The sequence below is a fragment of the Chitinophaga sp. W3I9 genome (genome assembly GCF_050434025.1).
Classification (GTDB): Bacteria; Bacteroidota; Bacteroidia; order Chitinophagales; family Chitinophagaceae; genus Chitinophaga.
This window is the reverse complement of record NZ_JBNPWC010000001.1, coordinates 6,966,399-6,986,550: the sequence shown is the minus strand read 5'-3', so window position 1 is coordinate 6,986,550 and position 20,152 is coordinate 6,966,399. Positions and strand designations below refer to the sequence as shown.

14 protein-coding genes are annotated in these 20,152 nt (G+C 48.3%); 13 read left to right on the top strand and 1 reads right to left on the bottom strand.

The features are described from left to right. Positions 1-64: 64 nt before the first annotated feature. The gene (locus tag QFZ51_RS28170) at positions 65-886 is read right to left on the bottom strand and encodes a helix-turn-helix domain-containing protein (RefSeq protein WP_429050745.1); all 822 of its coding nucleotides are present in this window, start codon (positions 884-886) and stop codon (positions 65-67) included. 46 nt (positions 887-932) lie between these two features. Between QFZ51_RS28170 and QFZ51_RS28165 the strand changes: the two genes are divergently transcribed. The 13 genes from QFZ51_RS28165 (at position 933) to QFZ51_RS28105 (ending at position 20,148) form a co-directional block, all read left to right on the top strand. After that, a complete protein-coding gene (locus QFZ51_RS28165; RefSeq protein WP_429050744.1) occupies positions 933-1,895 on the top strand; it encodes a YheT family hydrolase in 963 nt (320 codons plus the stop codon). 114 nt (positions 1,896-2,009) lie between these two features. Continuing rightward, a complete protein-coding gene (locus QFZ51_RS28160) occupies positions 2,010-3,425 on the top strand; it encodes a glycoside hydrolase family 30 protein (protein WP_429050743.1) in 1,416 nt (471 codons plus the stop codon). Between the two features lie 146 nt (positions 3,426-3,571). Beyond that, entirely contained in the window at positions 3,572-4,135 is a 564-nt protein-coding gene (locus QFZ51_RS28155) for an RNA polymerase sigma-70 factor (protein WP_429050742.1), read from the top strand. Positions 4,136-4,199: 64 nt separating this feature from the next. After that, the gene (locus tag QFZ51_RS28150; protein WP_429050741.1) at positions 4,200-5,225 is read left to right on the top strand and encodes a FecR family protein; all 1,026 of its coding nucleotides are present in this window, start codon (positions 4,200-4,202) and stop codon (positions 5,223-5,225) included. 255 nt (positions 5,226-5,480) lie between these two features. Next, a complete protein-coding gene (locus tag QFZ51_RS28145) occupies positions 5,481-8,687 on the top strand; it encodes a TonB-dependent receptor (protein WP_429050740.1) in 3,207 nt (1,068 codons plus the stop codon). Between the two features lie 5 nt (positions 8,688-8,692). Then, positions 8,693-10,327 carry a RagB/SusD family nutrient uptake outer membrane protein gene (locus QFZ51_RS28140; RefSeq protein WP_429050739.1) on the top strand — a complete coding sequence of 545 codons (1,635 nt, stop codon included), beginning with the start codon at positions 8,693-8,695 and terminating at the stop codon, positions 10,325-10,327. 11 nt (positions 10,328-10,338) lie between these two features. Then, positions 10,339-12,987: a GH116 family glycosyl-hydrolase gene (locus QFZ51_RS28135; protein WP_429050738.1), complete on the top strand. Its 2,649-nt coding sequence runs from the start codon at positions 10,339-10,341 to the stop codon at positions 12,985-12,987. Between the two features lie 3 nt (positions 12,988-12,990). After that, entirely contained in the window at positions 12,991-13,536 is a 546-nt protein-coding gene (locus tag QFZ51_RS28130; protein ID WP_429050737.1) for a hypothetical protein, read from the top strand. A 36-nt stretch (positions 13,537-13,572) separates the two neighbouring features. Next, complete coding sequence (locus tag QFZ51_RS28125) at positions 13,573-14,130, top strand: DUF1543 domain-containing protein (RefSeq protein WP_429050736.1); 558 nt, start codon at positions 13,573-13,575, stop codon at positions 14,128-14,130. After that, positions 14,127-14,666, top strand: a complete 540-nt coding sequence (locus QFZ51_RS28120; RefSeq protein ID WP_429050735.1) for a Crp/Fnr family transcriptional regulator — start codon at positions 14,127-14,129, stop codon at positions 14,664-14,666. The genes QFZ51_RS28125 and QFZ51_RS28120 overlap by 4 nt, the downstream gene beginning before the upstream one ends. A gap of 69 nt (positions 14,667-14,735) precedes the next feature. After that, complete coding sequence (locus tag QFZ51_RS28115) at positions 14,736-15,686, top strand: quinone oxidoreductase family protein (protein WP_429050734.1); 951 nt, start codon at positions 14,736-14,738, stop codon at positions 15,684-15,686. Positions 15,687-15,788: 102 nt separating this feature from the next. Continuing rightward, positions 15,789-16,934: a redoxin domain-containing protein gene (locus QFZ51_RS28110; RefSeq protein WP_429050733.1), complete on the top strand. Its 1,146-nt coding sequence runs from the start codon at positions 15,789-15,791 to the stop codon at positions 16,932-16,934. A 196-nt stretch (positions 16,935-17,130) separates the two neighbouring features. Continuing rightward, a complete protein-coding gene (locus QFZ51_RS28105; RefSeq protein ID WP_429050732.1) occupies positions 17,131-20,148 on the top strand; it encodes a PVC-type heme-binding CxxCH protein in 3,018 nt (1,005 codons plus the stop codon). The last annotated feature ends 4 nt before the right edge of the window (positions 20,149-20,152 follow it).

Below are 20,152 nucleotides of genomic sequence, written 5' to 3'. Positions count from 1 at the left end.
AGCTGCAAAGGTATCCCCGTATGGAGGTGGAAAATGGTACTGGTTATAATATCACGGGTACATTTTATAACTGGCGCCGAAAATCCATGGGGGTAAGGAGCGTATATTTTCTGAAGAACCGGGAGAAGTAAGAAGTATCATTAAAGCCCAGCGTAAAGGCGATTTCTTTTATATCCATATCGGTGAGTGTGAGCATGCGTTTGGATTCCAGCAGCAGCCGTTCCCGGATGTAGGCGCCGGCGGTTTTGCCGGTTTCCTTCTTACATACCTGGTTCAGGTAACTGGCTGTAACATGCAGTTTGGCAGCATAGTAGGCCACTTCATGATATTGCGCATAATGTTTCTCCAGCAGCAGCAGGAAGCGGTTGACCAGGTGATTCCCCGCGGCAGCCACTTCTTCCGGGTGGATGGCGGCGTACCAGCGCTGCAGCAACAGCAGCACAATCTGCAGCCGGTGTTGCGTAATAATGGCGGCGGTTTCCTGCTCCATCAGCTGCAGTTCCCGGAAAAGCTGGTCGTATGGTGCGTTGTCCAGCTTTAATACCGGTTTGGACGATGGTGTGAAAAAAGGCCACAGGGGCCCTTTCTGTAACATGAACTCCGCAGAAAACATCACCTGGTAGCCGCTGGTGTTCTTCGACAGCTGCCAGTGGTGCGCCTGGCCCGGTGCCAGGAAAAAAACGCTGCGGGCGCTCACTTTGTAGTCGTTGAAGTCGATGGTATGAACACCGCTTCCCTGGCTAATCACCAGCAGCATGAAAAAGTCATGTTTATGCGCTTCCGGTATCACCGTCATATTGATCGGTGCATGATATACTATTTTAAAATCTTCCTTTTTGTAAGGGAGATTAAATATTTTCTCTATACCAAAAACGGGAAGTGACATGCCGCGAAAATACGGATTAAGGTGTTTGAATCCGTAAATTTGCAGGATGCCCGTATTACATAACTCAGATTACCAGGCGCCTTTTTTATTGCAGAATCGCCATATGCTTACCATTTATCCCTCTTTATTCCGCAGCATCCGGCCGGCGGTTTACAGGAGGGAGAGGATTGCTACGCCAGATGCCGATTTCCTGGACCTGGATTTTAGTGAAAAGGGGAATGAGCGTATTGTAGTGATCCTGCATGGACTGGAAGGTAACGCCACCCGCAAGTATGTGCTGGGAATGGTGCATATCTTCAATGGTGCAGGGTTTGACACGGTATCCATGAATTTCAGGGGGTGTAGTGGCGAACCGAATAAAAATCTGCGTTTTTACCATAGCGGTGAAACGGAGGACCTGCATACCGTGATCCAATACCTGGTATCGCTGGAAAAATATAAGGCCATCCACCTTGTGGGCTTTTCCCTGGGAGGGAATGTAACATTAAAGTATCTGGGAGAAAGGGGCGCATCGCTGGACAGTGCTATAAAGTCGGCCGTGGCTATTTCTGTGCCGTGTGACCTGAAAAGCGGCTCTGCGGAGTTAGAGAAAAGACACAATATCATCTATATGCAGCGGTTCATCCGCGACCTGGGGGAAAAGCTGCGGTTGAAAGAGCTGCAGTTTCCGGGAAGCATCAGCCTCGACCGGTATGCGGACATCCGTTCTTTCCGGCAGTTCGACGACCGCTATACGGCGCCCATGCATGGGTTTAAAGACGCCCTTACCTATTGGGAACAATGCAGTTCCCGGCCGTTGCTGTCCTCTATCCGGATACCGGTATTGGTGATCAACGCCAAAGATGATCCGTTCCTGGGAAAGGAGTGTTACCCTTATGAGATAGCGGCCGATAGTCCCTACCTTTTCCTGGAAACTCCGCACCAGGGAGGCCATGTAGGCTTTGTGAAGTTTGGAGAAGATTTTTACTGGTCAGAAAAAAGGGCGCTGGCATTTATACTGGAAGTATAGACCGTACGCCTGAGCAATAAAATTCAGGTTGATATTTTCTAACGAAACAATTGCTCCAAATAAGAAAATCCGGAATTTCCTGAATACTTTTACCGATTAATAATTTGTTTTGCTATGATGAAGAGAACCGGACAACTCCTATGTTGCCTCGCCTTGCTGACAGGAAGTATACAGCCAGTAAAAAGTCAGCAGAAAAAAAATAAAGAGATCAGTTACTGGTTAACATCTCCCGACAAATCCATCGCGCTGCAGCAACAAACAACTACATTGCCTTTTACCGCGCAGGATAAAGGTATCGCCACCATTGAGGTAGATGCCGCAAAGAAATTCCAGTCGATAGACGGCTTCGGATTTACCCTCACCGGTGGCAGCGCCACGCTGATCAACCAGCTGCCTGCTGCGCAACAGGATGCGTTGTTGAAAGAACTGTTCCTCACAAAGGGAAATGGCATTGGCATCAGCTACCTGCGTCTCAGCATCGGCGCTTCCGACCTGAGCGCCTCTGTATTTACCTATGACGATATGCCCGAAGGACAAACAGACCCGGAACTGAAGCATTTCAATATCAACGAAGAGAAAAAAGACCTGATCCCTGTGCTGAAAAAAATTACCGCACTAAATCCGGGTATTAAAATCTTAGGCTCTCCCTGGACGCCGCCAGCCTGGATGAAAACAAACAACTCGTTTATTGGAGGCAGCCTGAAACCGCAATACTACGGCGCTTATGCCCAATATTTTGTAAAATATGTAAAGGCGATGAAAGCCGCTGGCATCACCATCGATGCCATCACCATCCAGAATGAACCTTTACATCCTAAAAATAATCCGAGCATGCTGATGCTGGCGGAAGACCAGGCCATCTTTATCAAAGATCACCTGGGCCCCGCTTTTAAAAAGGCCGGCGTCAAAACAAAAATTATCCTGTATGATCACAACTGTGATAAACCGGAATACCCGCTCACTATTCTGAGAGACAAAGCCGCTTATCCTTACGTGGATGGCTCTGCATTTCACCTGTATGGCGGCACTATTGATGCACTGAGTAAAGTACATGATGAGTTCCCGGAAAAGCACCTTTACTTCACAGAGCAATGGTCTGATGGAAAAGGCAGTTTTTCCGGCGAGTTGAAAAATAATGTCAGCAAACTGATTGTAGGCGCCACCCGTAACTGGAGCCGCAATGTATTGCAATGGAATCTCGCCGCTGATGCGCATTGGAATCCGCATACCGATCAGGGTGGATGCTCCCAATGCCTCGGTGGCATTACCATTGATGGACAGGCTATTTCACGCAACTCCTCCTACTACGTAATAGGCCATGCATCTAAATTTGTTCCTGCCGGTTCCATAAGAATCGCTTCCAATATTGCCGGTCCGCTTGATAACGTCGCCTTTTTAACGCCTGGCGGCAAAACCGTACTGATTGTGGTAAACACCGATGCGGCGGCGCAGGACTTCCAGATCAAAGCAAAAGGCAAAGTGGCGGCTGCATCCCTTCGCGGGGGAGAAGTGGCTACGTTTGTATGGTAGCGCGGATTTTGTCTTACTCAGTATAATCCTGAGAAAGACAACCTCCGCGTAATCGCCGAAGGCGATCCCCGCCTGATGATTTTTTCACATTTCCTGACGCTCTGTTAACATCCGGTATAATCCTTCCCGAAGGTTATATATATTGCTTGACACTCGTTATGATCAGCACCTGGCAGGAAAATATAGCATTGAACAATGATAGTAATGCCTTTAAGGCATTATACCTGCATCTGATGCCGGGACTCTCCAAATTTGCCAATTCTTTCATAAAAGATCCGCTGGCTGCCGAAGATATAGTAGCAGACATATTTGCAGGGTTATGGAGTAATCGCAGTAATCTTCTGAAGATAACACAGCTCAGGGTATACCTGTTTACCAGCGTACGCAATGCCTGTATGAATTATCTGCAGCGCCGCGACAGGATCACTTTTTATGCGTTTGAAGAGATGGAGGTATTACTGGAGCCGCTGGAACAACCACTAAACCCCGAACAGCAGCTGATTACACTGGAAATGACCCAGGCAATGCAGGCTGCTATCGACAACCTGCCTCCCAAATGCCGGCTGATTTTCCGGCTGGCAAAAGAAGAAAAGCTGAAATATAAGGAAATCGCTGCCATCCTGAGCATTTCTGTTCGCACTATCGATAGCCAGCTGGCTATTGCGCTGCAACGCATTCATACAGCAGTAAATGCCCATCTTGTAAAATAATTTTATTTCTTTTAGGTGATTTAACGGTGTGGCTTGTCTTATTAACAGGACGAACCATATTTTAATGCCTATTCAGCGATATTGGATATTAACAGCACGTAAGCTTAACGGTGAAGCTACTCCGGAAGAATTGTCGGAGTTGGCGGCTTTATCTGCGCAGCAGGAGGAGGAGCAGCGAACCGCTGCTGCACTGGAACAGATATGGCAACAGGAAACTCCCGGTATATCCGTAACAGAAGAACAACGCCTGCTGGCATTGCTGGAAACCCATATTCCGGAACTGGCGGAGACGCCATCCAACGTACCTTTTCCCCGGCGCAGATACCTGACCCTGACAGCCACGGTACTGACTTTGCTGATCACCATAGGATATTTTTTCTTTGCCCATCCTCATAAAAAAAACGGGATACATGAAATAGTTGCCAGTCGTGGTACCCGCAGCCAGGTTACGCTGCCTGACGGCACACTGGTATGGCTCAACGCCGGCAGTAAATTGGTTTATAACGATGAGTATGGCGTACACCGGCGTTTCCTTCAACTGGAAGGAGAAGCCTGTTTCGATGTAGCCCGTCAGGCGGATATCCCTTTTGAAATACAGGTGAAAGATGCCACCATAAAGGTGCTGGGCACTGTTTTTAATGTACGTGCCTACAGGGATGAACCCAACATTGAAACATCGCTTATTAGCGGAAGTGTACAACTGGAATACCAGCAGGAAGACGCTCTGCACAAAGCTTTGGTGAAACCGGGACAAAAAATTACACTTATCCGGAGAGAAGGAACTGCCATCTTCACCGCCAGATGGGATTCGCTCTGGCACAACCAACAACAAGCCGTTACAGAAATAGCGTGGAAAGACAATACCCTTTCCTTTGACAAAGAGAAATTTTCCAGCCTGGCAACCCGGTTGGAAAGGTGGTACAATATCACCGTTGTATTTGAACAGCCACAATTAAAAGCACTGGAATTTTCCGGTAGTATAAAAGGTGAACAGATGAATGAAGTAATGACCGTATTAAGTCGCTCTTCCGGGCAGTTTTCGTGGCATTACAACCAGGCCAGCAGAGTTTTAAAAATCAGCACTAAATAGTTTCAAACCAAAATCAGCGAAGTTATGCCGTTGTATTAATCAGAACAGGATCATAAAAAAGGGGAAGATGATTGCGCCATCCCCCCCGAATATGTTATCAGAAACAGACATCCTTGCTTGGTAAGGAAAGGGGTGTCTATTGCCTCAACAATCCAATACAAACTTATGAAAAATGACTACAGGAAACAAAAGCGGGTGTGCCGGCTTTTTTTCCGCAAGTGCTTGCGAATTATGAAAATTACAACTGTATTAATCATGGTTGCACTCTTACAGGTGCAGGCGTCTGTTGTCTTCTCGCAAAAGAAACTGAATGTGGAAGTGAAAAATGTTCCGCTGAAAGAAGTACTGCGCTTGATTATGGCCCAGTCGGATTATCGTTTGTTCTATAACGATAATACGTTGCCGGAGAGTAAAAATGTGACCATCAGCGCCAGGAACGCCTCCCTGAAAGAAATATTGGACGCAGCGCTGGCGGGCACCGGTTTCAAATATGAAATCCGGTCGTCAGGGCTGGTGCTCCTGGAACCGGGAGCGCCTGAGCAGGCGCTCATCACCGTATCCGGCCGGATAACGGATGGAACAGGCGTTCCGCTGCCGGGCGTAACGGTGCTGCACAAAAGCACCGGCAAAGGCGCGCTCACGGATGAAAAAGGTAACTATACCGTTAGTGTTCCCGGCGATGCGGTACTTACTTTTTCACTGATCGGCTTCACCTCACAGGAAATACCGGTAAATAACCGTACTACATTAGATGTAGTATTGCTTACATCTACCAGTAATCTCGACCAGGTAATCGTAGTTGGATATGGTACGCAGAAAAAAGCGAATCTCACCGGCGCAGTAGGCACCGTAAATGTAGCGCAGGCCTTTAAATCCCGGCCCGTTACCAATGCACAGGAATTACTCGCAGGCACCGTTCCGGGATTAAATGTGAGCAAAAGCTCCGGCGCCGTGGGCTCCGGTGCAGCAATTAATATCCGGGGAACTTCCACCATCGGTAACAGCTCCGGTGTGCTCACGCTGATAGATGGTATCCCGGGTAACATCAATACCCTCAATCCCAACGATATCGCCAGCGTATCAGTATTGAAAGATGCCGCCAGTGCATCTATTTACGGCTCACGCGCAGCGAATGGCGTTATTCTCATTACCACGAAAAAAGGACAGGCCGGAAGTCAGCCGGTAGTAGATATTTCCTCCAGCATTGGCGTGCAACAGCCGCAGTTCCGTCTCGACTTTGTAGGCGCCGCTGATTATATGAAATTATGGGACGAAGCGTTGGCAAATGATGGGAAAACGCCCATATACGGTCAGAAAGGGCAGGACGATCTGAAGGCAGGTAAGCTGCCGAATAACAAATGGTATAAAGAGATTTATAAGCGCAATACGGTTATCAACAACAACTATGCTGCTGTTTCCGGGCAGAAGGATAATATCACCTACCGCTTGTCCGGCTCTTACGATTACCAGGATGGTACGTTACCGAATAACGACTACCGCCGTTACATTATCCGGCCGGATATGACTATTAAGCTTTCCCGCCATTTATCGGTGTCCGCCAACATTCAGTACACTGAAACGCAGATCACGGAACCGCAGGGTGGAACCACCATCTGGCAAACCCAGGCAGCCCGGGTATCTCCTATATCTCCTGTCACCTCGGCAACAGGACAATACGGCACCGGTTCCTCCATGGCAGGCAACCCCATTGCAGGCGTTAATGAGGGCGGTGTGAATAAGAATAAAGTGAAAGAGTTGATGGGCATCTTCGATATCACTTACACCCCGCTCACCAACTGGAACATCAAAGGAAGTTATGCGAAATACAGTTATGATAACTGGGTAACCAGCCGGCTGAATACCTACAACCTGTATGATGATAATGGCAACGTGGCAGCAGTAAAAAACCAGGTGAACAGCCTGCAGAATACCACTAATTCCAATTTCCGGAATACACTCCAGCTGACCACGGATTACACCCTTCACCTGGGACTGCATCACTTCAAAGGACTCCTGGGCTATTCACAGGAGTTATATAACCTTACTAATTTTTATGCCTCCCGGGATGGACTTCCTTTCGCCCAGGTGAATGTGCTGGATATAGGCACCCTTAATAAACAAAATGGTGGCAACGCCAGTGAAGTAGCGATCCAGTCGGTATTTGGACGGGTCAACTACGACTACGACGGTAAATACCTGCTGGAAGCAAATATGCGTGGTGATGGATCTTCCCGGTTTGCACCGGGCCACCGCTGGGGTATATTCCCTTCCTTCTCTGCGGGCTGGAATATTCATCGTGAACATTTTATAGCAGATCACTTCAGCTGGTTATCCGAATTAAAAGTAAGGGCGTCGTGGGGTATTTTGGGAGATGCAGAAAAGGTTGGCTACTATGCTACGGCAGCTATCCTGGATTTTGAGCCGAATATCTATGGATTTAATAATGCTATCGTTCCCGGCGCTTATACCAGCGTAGCTGTAAATAAGGATCTTTCCTGGGAAGAAGCCAAATTAGGTAACATTGGACTGGATGCAGGTTTCCTCGATAATAAGGTAGCGTTTACAATCGACTATTTTGTTAATAACCGTGATAAAATCCTCTACCAGGCACCCGTGTCAATGGAGTTTGGATTACAGGCGCCTTATACCAACCTGCTGGGAATGCAGAGCCGCGGTCTCGAGGCATTGGTATATTACAAAGACAGCCAAGGCGGTTTCAACTGGGGCATTACCGCCAATGCCAGCTATGCAAAGAATAAGGTATCCAACATGGCCGGTACAGGACCATGGATTGAAACGCCGGACGCCAACACCTACTATACTTCTCAGGGCGCCCAATACCGTTTGCCATACGGGTTACAGGCCATTGGCCTTTTTCAGAATGCAGATGAAATTGCAAAAAGTCCCGATCAGGGTCCCAATATTTTCCCGGGAAATATTAAATATAAAGATCAGAATAACGATGGAAAAATTGATGGAGGTGACCGCATAGTATTGAATACAAAGGTGCCACTTCGTTTTGCCCTCAACCTAAATGCCGGATGGAAGAACTTTGATTTTTCTGCCAGCATGTACGGCACCCTGAATACTTTCCGTTATATCAGCAGTTACGAAGGCTGGGCATTTTTCCTTTCGCAAAACGCAAGACCGATGCACCTGGACGCATGGACGCCGGACAATCCAAAGGCCAGCTATCCGCGTCTTTCTATCCAGTATACATCTAATGATACTAAGTATTCCAGCTACTGGCTGCGTAAAGCCGACTACCTGAAACTGCAGAATATACAGGTAGGCTATACGTTACCCAAACGGATCCTGCAACAATGGAAGATGAACTACCTGCGGGTATTTGTGTCCGGTCAGAATATCGCTACTGTCAGCGGTTACGACGGATTTGATCCGGAAGGGGGATACTACCCGTTATCAAGAACATGGGCTTTTGGTGTGAACTTAAAATTCTGATAATTATGAAAAAGATTAGCATATATATATTGATCACAATAGCAGGATTCCTGCAAAGCTGTTCCAAATATTTAGACCGGTCGCCATTGTCGGAGCCCACTGTGGACGACTTCTGGAAAACCGCTGCAGATGCAGAGCAAGGCGTAAATGCCTTATATGCCACTCTGCCTGATAGCCGCGACTTCTGGCGCGACTGCCACAGCGATAATTCTGTAATGACCAATGCATGGGGCGAAGGCGGAATGGGGTATATCTGCCAGGGCAGCCAGTCGGCAGCAGATGGTTATATCGCAGAAGAATGGAAATACGACTATATCAACCGTGCACTCACCTGCATCGATAAGCTAAGTGGTATGACTATCGACGAATCAAAGAAAAAGCAATACCTGGGTGAAGCCCGTTTTATACTGGCCCTGCGCTACTTCCGTATGGCGCAGCTCTATGGCGATATTCCACTGATAAAAGAAAAACCTTTGACGATTGAAGAATCGAATATCTCCAGGAGCCCCAAACAAGAAGTGTTGGATTACGTGATCACTAACGTTGATGCCGCCATATCCATGTTGCCTGATGCCTATTCCGGCGCCAATACCGGCAGGATCAATAAGGCTGCTGGCATGATGCTGCGGGCAAATGTATACCTGTACATGGCCAGCTATAAAAAATTTCATACCGGTACCAATGATGTTACGTTATGGAAGGAAGCGGCAACCTCTGCACAAAATGTAGTGAGCACCGGCGCTTATGACCTTGAAAAAGATTATGCTTACCTGTTCACACACGAATCCAACAACGCCAACAAAGAGGTGATCCTGGCCTATCAGTATATCCAGAATGAAATCACCAATATGTTGCCGGTGTTGGCCCTGCCTACAGGATGTTCTATTACCGGTGAAGGCTGGGCGAGTTTTTGCCCGGCACGTGACCTGGTAGACTCCTATGAATGTACAGATGGGAAAAGCATACAGTCGTCTACGTTATACAATAAAAGCAGCCCCTGGGATAACCGTGATGCACGCTTGAAGAAAACTTTCCTGTTACCTGGTGTGCCCTGCCTGCGGCCTGATGGCAGCTATTCCGCCTATCAGCCGCATCCTGCCTATAATAAGCCGGAGAAAATGAATAACGAAGGTGGCGGATTAACCGGGTTTATGTACCTGAAATTTGCAGAACCCGGTAATCCGGACCCGGAAAGGGCCTATATGAATTTCCCGATCTACCGGTATGCCGAAACCCTGTTGATCCTGGCGGAAGCGCTGAACGAATATGATCCGGCTAATCCTGCGATCGTTACCGCCATGAATAAAGTAAGGAGCCGCGCTGGCTTACCAGGTGTAGATGCACTACTGGGCAACCAGGATGCTATGCGTGAAAAAATCCGTAACGAGCGTCGCCACGAATTTGTGGCAGAACATAAAAGGTATTTTGATATTTTACGCTGGAAAACTGCGGAACTGGTATTGAATAAGCCTGCTTATGGTATTAACCAGGATGAAAAAGCGCCTGTTGGCGACTGGACGCAACCTGCTTTCAAAGCACAGGACAGAACCTTTAATCCACTAAAGCATTACACATGGCCAATTCCACAATCGGCCCTCGATAAAAATAAAAACCTGGTACAAACAGCTGCCTGGAAATAAAACACTTTTTTATGGGTATTGAACGCAGGAAATTTCTAAGAAATATTGGTTTAACAATGGCTGGCGCATTAACGGTGCGCCTGCCGGTGTTAGGCAGCGCTATGGCAGAAAGTGGCCGCTTATTGTTCACCCGGCAACCGGATGCCGCCTGGATCGCTTCCCTGTATGAACGTGGCAACGCTACCACTTATCTTAAAAGCAAAAATGAACTGCAATACATCGGTATGCCGGTGGGAGGTATTATGTGTGGCACGGTGTACCTCGGCGGTGATGGCCGCCTGTGGCTCTGGGACATTTTTAATAAAAACCAGGAAGGAATAGAACCCAAAGTGGTTAACTATAGCGCCAATGTGTTGGATGGTGGCAAAAAAGTACGCTCCAGGGATGGCGCCTGCTATATTGAGCCATCGAAAAATATCCGGCCGCTCGACCAGGGATTTGCGTTGCAGCTTACCTGGGGCAAACAAACCATTATCCGCCGGTTCGATGAAGAAAGCTGGCCTGAAATCAGTTTTGAAGCCACTTACCCGATGGCCACTATCCGTTATACAGATCCCGCGCTGCCGGTTGTTGTAACGCTGGAAGCATTTTCACCTTTTATTCCTTTGAATGAAGATGATTCCGGGTTGCCTGTAACCATTCTATCTTATAAAATAGAGAACAAAGATACCGTACCTGTTACTGCAACCGTTCTCGGATGGCTGGAAAATAAGACGGCTATTTATTCTGTCGGGGATGCCCATGAACGCGTAAATACTACTGTGAAAGGAAAGAACTGGCAGGGCATTTATGAAACAGTACGTACTAAAAGCGGCAATGAGGAGGATTTTCAAAAACAGTACGACTATGGAAATTTTTGTATTGCTGCAGCAGGTAGTAAAGTAATGGTAAACCCGGCGATGCCCCCTGGTGAATTAACGGCCGCACATTTTTCCCTGATGTCTGCAAAGCAGGCAGTAAAAGGAGTTGGGGAGAAGCTGACCGGTACCGTTGCTACCAGGCATACCATACTACCGGGCAAGAGTATACGTACTGATTTTGCGATCTCCTGGTATGCGGCCAATCTGCATTTTAAAGATATCCAGGGTGAGGGACGTTATTATGCCAATAAATTTACCGATGCATCGGCAGTAATGAAATACGTGCAGGGAAATTATGCGCGCCTGGCCGGTGAAAGCCGCTTGTGGAAAGATACCTGGTACGATGCATCACTGCCATGGTGGTTTATGGAACGTACTTTTCTCAACATATCAACATTGGCAACCACCACGGCACACCGTTTCCGTTCTGGACGTTTTTATGCCTGGGAAGGCGTTGGCGCCTGCGAAGGTACCTGCACGCACGTATGGCAGTATGCGCAGGCTGTTGGACGTATCTTCCCGGCGCTGGAGCGCGACACGCGGCAACGGGTAGACCTCGGCATCGGCCAGATGCCTGATGGCGGCATCCTGTTCCGTGGAGAAGCAGAAAAGCGCCCGGCTATCGACGGACAAGCAGGCACCATATTGCGTATTTACCGCGAGCACCAGATGAGCAGGGATCATTCTTTCCTGAAACAAAACTGGCCGAATATAAAGAAGGCCACCCTGTTCCTGATCCGCCAGGACCGTAATAACGACGGCATGGAAGACACACCGATGGAGAATACACTGGATGCCGTTTGGGACGGGGAAATTGCCTGGATAGTAGGCCTGTGTATCGCCGCTGTTAAAGCCGCCGCACTCATGGCCGCAGAAGTAAATGACACCACCTTCGCTGCTATCTGCAACGACTATACGGAGAAAGGGAAACGGAACATGGAAACGCAGTTATTCAACGGCGAATATTTTATTCATCAGCCGGATAAGGTAAAGGGTAGGTCGGTGATCGGCTCTTACAATACCTGTCATATCGACCAGGTATATGGCCAGAGCTGGGCTTTCCAGGTAGGCATGGACCGGGTAATTGACCGTGAAAAAACATTGTCGGCTTTAAAGGCGCTGTATAAATATAATTTTAAGGCAGACGTGGGACCTTATATCGCCGCTCATCCCGGAGGCCGGCCCTATGCCCTCGCAGGCGAAGGAGGTATGATCCTGAATACGAATCCCCGCAATGAAGAATTTCCATTCGGCGTAAAGAATGCCTGGCAGCTCGGTTACTTTAATGAATGCATGAGCGGCTTTGAACACCAGGTAGCGGCGCATATGATGGCGGAAGGGATGACAGATGAAGCGCTTACACTTACCCGCGCCGTACACGACCGGTACCATGCAGCAAAGCGTAATCCGTTTAACGAAATTGAATGCAGTGATCACTATGCGCGGGCGATGGCCAGCTATGGTACTTTTATTACTGCCAGCGGATTCCGCTATCATGGTCCTAAAGGTTTTATCGCCTTTGCACCTGCTATGAACAAGGAGCATTTCAAAGCGCCTTTTGTCACCGCCGAAGGCTGGGGAACTTATACACAACAAGGGAGCAGGCATACACTGCAGTTGAAGTATGGTCAACTGCAAATAAATACACTGTGCTTGCAGCATACCGGCGCGAAGCAGGTATTGCTGGGAGATAAGAAAATACCCGCCACTTTCAAAGAAGAAAACGGCGCTGTAACTATTCAACTGTCCGCACCACTGCTGTTGAAGGCGGGCCAGCATTTTCATCTTACTATCGTATAATTTATGAAATCATATTTTCGTTTGGCCATAGCAGTTATATTGCTGTTTTCCTGTAAGATGGAAAACGGACCAGTAGCTGCTGTGGCAAAGCCATCGTGGCAACTGCAGCTGGATAGCTTGTTGCCGCTGCTGGGGCACCGTAACTGGATTATTATTGCCGATGAGGCGTTCCCGCTGCAGTCGTCGCCCGGAATGGTGTATATCAATACCGGTGCAGCGATGCCGGAAGTGGCACGTTATACGGTTCAAGGGCTGGATCGCAGTACTCATGTTCAGCCAACCCTTTACATGGATAAAGAGTTGTTATATGTACCGGGCGCCGCTGCTTACCGCGATACGCTGCAACAGATTTTTAAAGGACAGTCCGTACAAACCTTACTGCATGATTCCGTTTTTTCTAAGATGGATAAAACAGCGGGACTGTTTAAAGTGGTGGTGCTGAAAACAAACAGCACACTGGCCTATTCTTCCGTTTTTATGAGCCTTGATTGCAAATACTGGAGCGCAGACAAAGAAAAACAGCTCCGGGAAGCCATGAACAGGAACTAAAAATGCTGTACCTTTCTTACTGCAAACTGTAAAAAAATGGCAGAGTTAAAATTGTTCATGGTGGTGTTGGGATGTTCGCTGGAAGGGCGTCATACCGAACAACACGATGTTTTTTTTGGAATCGGTCATCACCTGCGTGACCTGATTCCTGATATGAAGGCCTTCTGGCCGGAGGCCAAAGATAAACTTCACATTGATGGGTACCGGGAAGTGAATATGGTGGATAACCACCGGATCAGGGTAGTGGAGAAAAAGGAGCCTCTGCGCCAGGAGATGCAATTATTTTTCCTGAACCTGGGCGGTTACAAGCCTGATGAAATGGAAGAATTTCATTACAAGATCCTCAGCGTGCAAAAAGACATCGGTGCATCAATACGGGCATCCAAACAAACGGCCTTTTACAAGCATACTTCATTTGGAGAAGCCACTTCACATGTGGATGATAAGTATGGCGTAGATGTGGATGATGTGCATACCGTAAAGGATATTTTACCGGCGCATCTCAAAGAAAGGTATACACTGGAGATCAGCCCGGCAAATGGTGTGGCAGCAGATCCCATTTATCTCGGATATTTTCAGCTGCAACACTTATGAATGGATCTGAATACATTGATTGGTCGCGGTACCAGCACCTCTATGAAGATATCCGCGTACCTGCTAAGTCTGTTTTGCTGGAGGAAGGCAAAATATCCCGGTATGCTTATTTCATCATAGAAGGAGCGGTGCGCGTGTGGTTTAACAATAAAGGGAAAGATACCACCTTCCAGTTTTTCTTTGAGGGAGAAGGGGTGTCTTCTATTGAAAGTTTTCGTACCGGCCAGCCAAGTATGTGTACAATAGAAACTATTACTGCCGCCCGGCTCTATAAGATCTCGAAAGAAAACATGGACCTGGTAATTGATAGTATGCCGGGTTTCAGGTCGAAGATGGAAGAAATTACTTTCCAGCGTTTGCTGCGTTACGCTAAAATGTTCATATCCCAGATCCGTGACACGCCACAGGAGCGCTATGAGGCGCTGATACGTGAGCAACCGCACATCCTGCAAAGGGTTCCCCTGCAATACATAGCTTCCTATCTTGGCATTACCCCTGTATCCCTTAGCCGGATCAGGAATAAACTCCAGCGGTAATTTCTTAACAAATGTAAAGTGATCCTGTTTTTTCGTCGTGCACCTTTGTAACATAAAAACGCAAAGAAGATGAATGCAGCAATTGTAACACCCGGTCAGGCTCCTCAATATGGATATTTCGCCGATCCTGCCGCCGGAGATAAAGAACAAATCATACAGGTAAAGGCCGCGGCCATACATCATGTAGTAAAGTCTATTGCAGCGGGAAAGCATTATTCTGCGGGTGGCGATCAGCCCTTTATTCCTGGTGTGGATGGTATAGGGCTGCTGGCAGACGGCTCCCGGGTATATTTCGGCGCCGTACGTAAGCCTTATGGCACTTTCGCAGAATTAAGCATTACCACTCCCGGCTGGCATATCCCGGTGCCGGACAACCTTACTGATGCCACTGCCGCCGCTATTTTTAATCCCGCTATGTCGTCGTGGATGGCATTAACCTACCGGGCCCAGTTGCAACAAGGGGAAACGGTGTTGGTGCTAGGCGCTACCGGCACATCCGGTCAACTGGCAGTACAGGTGGCAAAATTGCTTGGGGCAGGCAAAGTAATTGCCGCCGGTCGCAATAAAGCCGTACTGGAAAAATTGCGCGGGCTTGGAGCAGATGAGTGCATCGCGTTGGATCAATCTCCCGAAAACCTGGTAAAAGCTTTTGCCACCCAGCCTTATGATGTGGTATTGGATTACCTGTGGGGCGAGCCGGTAATGGCGCTTATCACGGCACTAATGACTAAAAGTATGGCGAAGGAAACACCGCGTACACGCCTCATACAGGTGGGTGCTATGGCAGGAGATCCTATTTCGCTCCCTTCCGGCGCATTGCGCAGTTCGCGGCTGGAGATCCTGGGAAGTGGTATTGGCAGCGTATCTATAGAAGCCATCTTTAAAATGCTTCCCGAAATTATGAAGAATGCCGCCGAAGGGAAACTGCAGATTAATACTATAGAGATGCCTCTCAGTGAAATATCCGCTGCCTGGACGCGGGAAGTACCCGGCGGCAGCAGGCTGGTACTCATTCCCTGAGTCACGCCGGTAAACATGGTTCATCGACCGCCTGTCATTAAGCATTTGAAGGGGCTGCCGCATTTTTATACTTTCGGGCAAAACCAACCAATCATTCATCGTATGAAAAAAATGATTCTCGGCTGCCTGGCAACAGTAGCCGTTTCAGGTGCATTTGCACAAAAGAAGTCTGTCATTACCGGTAAAATACCCGCGGCTTTTGACAAGGAGTACATCTACCTCTTCAATGTATCCGGTAACGGCTACAAAAAGCTGGATTCTGCCCTGATAGAAAAAGGCGCTTTCAAACTGCAGTATGAAGTAACCGATACTTTAGCGGCGATGCTAAGCGTAGCGACCAAAGCGGCAGATAAACCACTGCGTGGCAACCAGGCCCTGTACATTACGCCGAACGACAAGATGACCTTCACACTCAAAACGCTTGGTGAGACCAACGCATTGTCCGGTGCAGTGATCAAAGGTTCCGCCATTACCAAACAACAGCAGGAAATGGAGGCGGCGCTGGCGCCTGTTACAAAAGGTATGGATTCCCTTCGCGCTATCGGTCAGAAAATGATGACGCAGGCCGAGAGAGATACTACCGGTTATTATGCGCTGAGCATGGCTTTCAGAAAACTGGCAACAGAGAAAGATGCATTGCAGGAAAAGTTTATGCTCGCACACACCGATTATTATGTGAGCCTGGCGACCCTTTATGAAAACATGGGTGGCCGCGTGGAAGACGTGGAAGGTACGCAGCAACTGTTTAATAAATTTCCAGCGGCATTGCGGCAGTCAAGCCTCGGGCAAAAAGCAGCCGAACTGCTGAAAGCTTCTGCATTACTGGGAAAGAACCAGGTAGCTCCTGATTTTTCTGCTGCTACTCCTGATGGTAAAACGCTGAAGTTATCTGACCTGAGAGGTAAATATGTATTGCTTGATTTCTGGGCGAGCTGGTGTGGCCCCTGCCGCGCTGAAAATCCTAACGTGGTAAAAGCATACAATAAATTTAAAGATAAGAACTTTGATATCCTGGGCGTTTCACTCGACAGAACTGGTGATGAAGCAAAATGGACTGCTGCTATTGAAAAGGATGGTCTTGTATGGCATCATGTGAGCGATCTGAAATGGTGGAAAAGTGATATCGCGAAATTGTATATGATTCATTCCATTCCGCAGAATTTCCTGCTCGATCCGCAGGGGCGCATTATTGCTACTAATCTGAGGGGGGAAGCATTGGAAAAAGAACTGGAAAAAATACTGCACTAAGTTTTTAATCCTCATCTGTTTATTCATTTCCGGCATGGTATCTGCACTATACCTGCAACGAATTATTTATTCGGTGAAATGGATGACAATGGACCACCCGTCCCGGTTTCCCGGGACGGGTTTTTTTATGAAAAAATGTGAATTATTTTATTACTTTTAATACGTGTTATATTGACATTTAATTATTTCCACGTATATGAAATACATTCACCGATTGTTATTTATGGTATCCGTTGCTATCAGCGCATGCCAATCCAATAAACCTGCGGCTATCCCGCCTGTACTAACGGAAGCGCAGCAACGCTTGCCTGAAAATGCCGTACACGGGCTGAAAACACTTTCCGGCCTGGAAACAACCCTGTTTGCCAGTGAACCCAACATCATGAATCCCACCAACATGGATATTGATGAAAAGGGGCGGGTATGGATCACCGAGGCCTATAATTACCGCAATGAATTAAATCCCGGTCATCCCTACAAGGCTGCCGGTGACCGTATTATGATCCTGGAAGATCTTAACGGCGATGGTAAGGCAGACACTGCCAAAGTGTTTTACCAGGATACCTGCATTAATGCAGCATTAGGTATTTGCGTGCTGGGAAATAAAGTGATTGTGTCTTGCAGCCCGAACGTTTTTATTTTTACAGATACCAACGGAGATGATAAAGCGGATAAGAAGGAATTGCTTTTCCGCGGTATTGGCGGCATACAGCATGATCATGCCATCCATTCATTTACTTTTGGTCCTGATGGAAAACTGTATTTTAATTTCGGTAATGCCGGCGACAGCATACTTGATAAAAATGGAAACGTTATCCGTGATGCAGAGGGTAACCTTATCGCCAACAAGGGAAAGCCTTACCGGCAGGGAATGATTTTCCGCTGTAATGAAGATGGCAGCAACCTGGAAGTAATGGCACATAATTTCCGCAACAACTACGAAGTGGCGGTGGATGCTTTTGGTAACATGTGGCAGAGTGATAACGACGACGATGGTAACAGGGGTGTTCGCATCAATTATATTCTTGAATACGGCAACTATGGTTATACGGATGAGATGACCGGCGCTGGCTGGTCATCCCGCCGTATGAATATGGAAGATTCTATTCCTTACCGGCACTGGCATCTCAATGATCCGGGTGTAGTGCCTAACCTGCTGCAAACCGGTTCAGGTTCACCTACCGGTATGGTGATCTATGAAGGCGACCTGTTGCCCGCTCCTTTCCGTAACCAGATGATCCACGGAGAGCCCGGCCATAATGTGGTAAGATCCTATCCTGTAAAAAAATACGGTGCCGGCTATACGGCCACCATTGAAAATATCCTGGAAAGCGGTTCCGATCAGTGGTTCCGGCCATCAGATGTATGTGTGGCACCGGATGGTTCCCTGTTTGTAGCCGATTGGTATGATCCCGGTGTTGGTGGTCACCAGGTAGGCGACCTGAACAGGGGACGGGTATTTCGTATAGCCCCGCCCGGTAGCCAGTATAAAGTAAAGCCACCGGTGCTCAACACCGCGGCCGATGCCATTACTGCATTGAAGAATCCTAATCTCAGTACCCGTTATCTTGCCTGGACGAAACTGTCCGGCATGGGTGCAGCCGCAGAAAAGGAGTTGCAGCAACTGTATGCCAGTGATAACTCCCGCTACCGCGCCCGCGCCCTGTGGCTGCTCAGCAGGCTGCCTAACGGCAACGGGTATGTGCAAACAGCGCTGAAAGATAAAGATGAAGATATCCGCATTACCGCCATCCGCGCTGCCAAAGAAACCGGTGTATCCTATGGCAATCTGCTGGTGGCAGATACTTCTGCCGCTGTGCGCCGCCAGTTATTGCTGGCCATGCATCATAGCCGCGAAAAAGACATGCCGGCCAACTGGGCACTGCTCGCTGCACAATACAACGGGAAAGACCGGTGGTACCTGGAAGCACTGGGCATCGCGGCAGATGGCAACTGGGACGCCTGCTTCAACGAGTGGCGGAAATTGCCACCGAATACAAAAAATCCCGCAGCAGACCACGATATTATCTGGCGCGCCAGAACACCGGCAGCACTACCGTTGTTAGCGGCGCTGATCCTGGAACCGGGTACAGATCCCCTGCAAAACAAACGTTATTTCCGCGCATTCGATTTCTATCCCGCCGCAGAAAGCACGCCGGTGCTGCTGGGATTACTGAAAGGCCAGCACCCGCAACAAGCCTATATCAATGCACTGGCATTTATACAACTGGATGCGAAAGCAGTGCCCAAAACACGGGATATTGAAGTCCTGCTCCGCAACAGCCTGAGTGCATTTAAAGGACATATGGAGTTCATCGACCTCGTGTTAAAGTATCATGTCCGTGATCAGAATGAAGCGCTTTTGCAGATGGTGCTGGAGTCAAAACGCGACGACATTCAGGGATACGCCATGAAAACCCTCCTGCAATGCGGCGGCCAGCCGCTGGTAATCAAAGCCATTTCAAAAAAGGATTCAGTATCCGGCGTTATATTGATAAACGCCATTGGCAAAGCGCAGGATCGCACCAACCGCGCATTGCTTGCTTCACTGATGCGCAACAACGTATATTCTTTAACGTTACGGCAGCAGGCGACCCGCAACCTCGGTCATGGATGGGACGGATTTGCAGATCTGTGGAATATGGTAGAAGGCAAATCACTTCCTGCCGACCTGGATACGGTGGCCAGGGCAGTACTCACCAACGCATGGCGGCAAGACATCAAGGCCAAAGCTGTAGCCTATTATGAGCCTGCAGCGGTACACCACGTGCTGCCGCCTGTAGATAAGCTGGTAGCCTTGCCGGGCAACATCTCCGGAGGAAAAAAAGTATTTAATAATTATTGTGCTACCTGTCACCTGGATGGAAACTCCGGTGTGAACTTTGGTCCTGCTTTAACAGAAATTGGCAGCAAGCTTACCCAAAGCGCTATCTACGACGCCATCATTGAACCGGATGCCGGCATCAGCTTTGGCTTTGAAGGCTATTTCTTTAAACTGAAAGATGGCTCACAGGTGTTGGGCTATGTTGCAGGGGAAACAAAAGACGAAGTGGATGTGCGTACGGCGGGTGGCCAGGGTGTAAAACTGCAGAAGAGCAGCATCGTATCGCGGAAAGCATATGAACACTCCCTGATGCCTACCGGCCTTGCTACGGCCATGCCGCAGCAGGAACTGGTGGACCTGGTTACCTACCTGGCATCGTTAAAAAAGTAAGGAG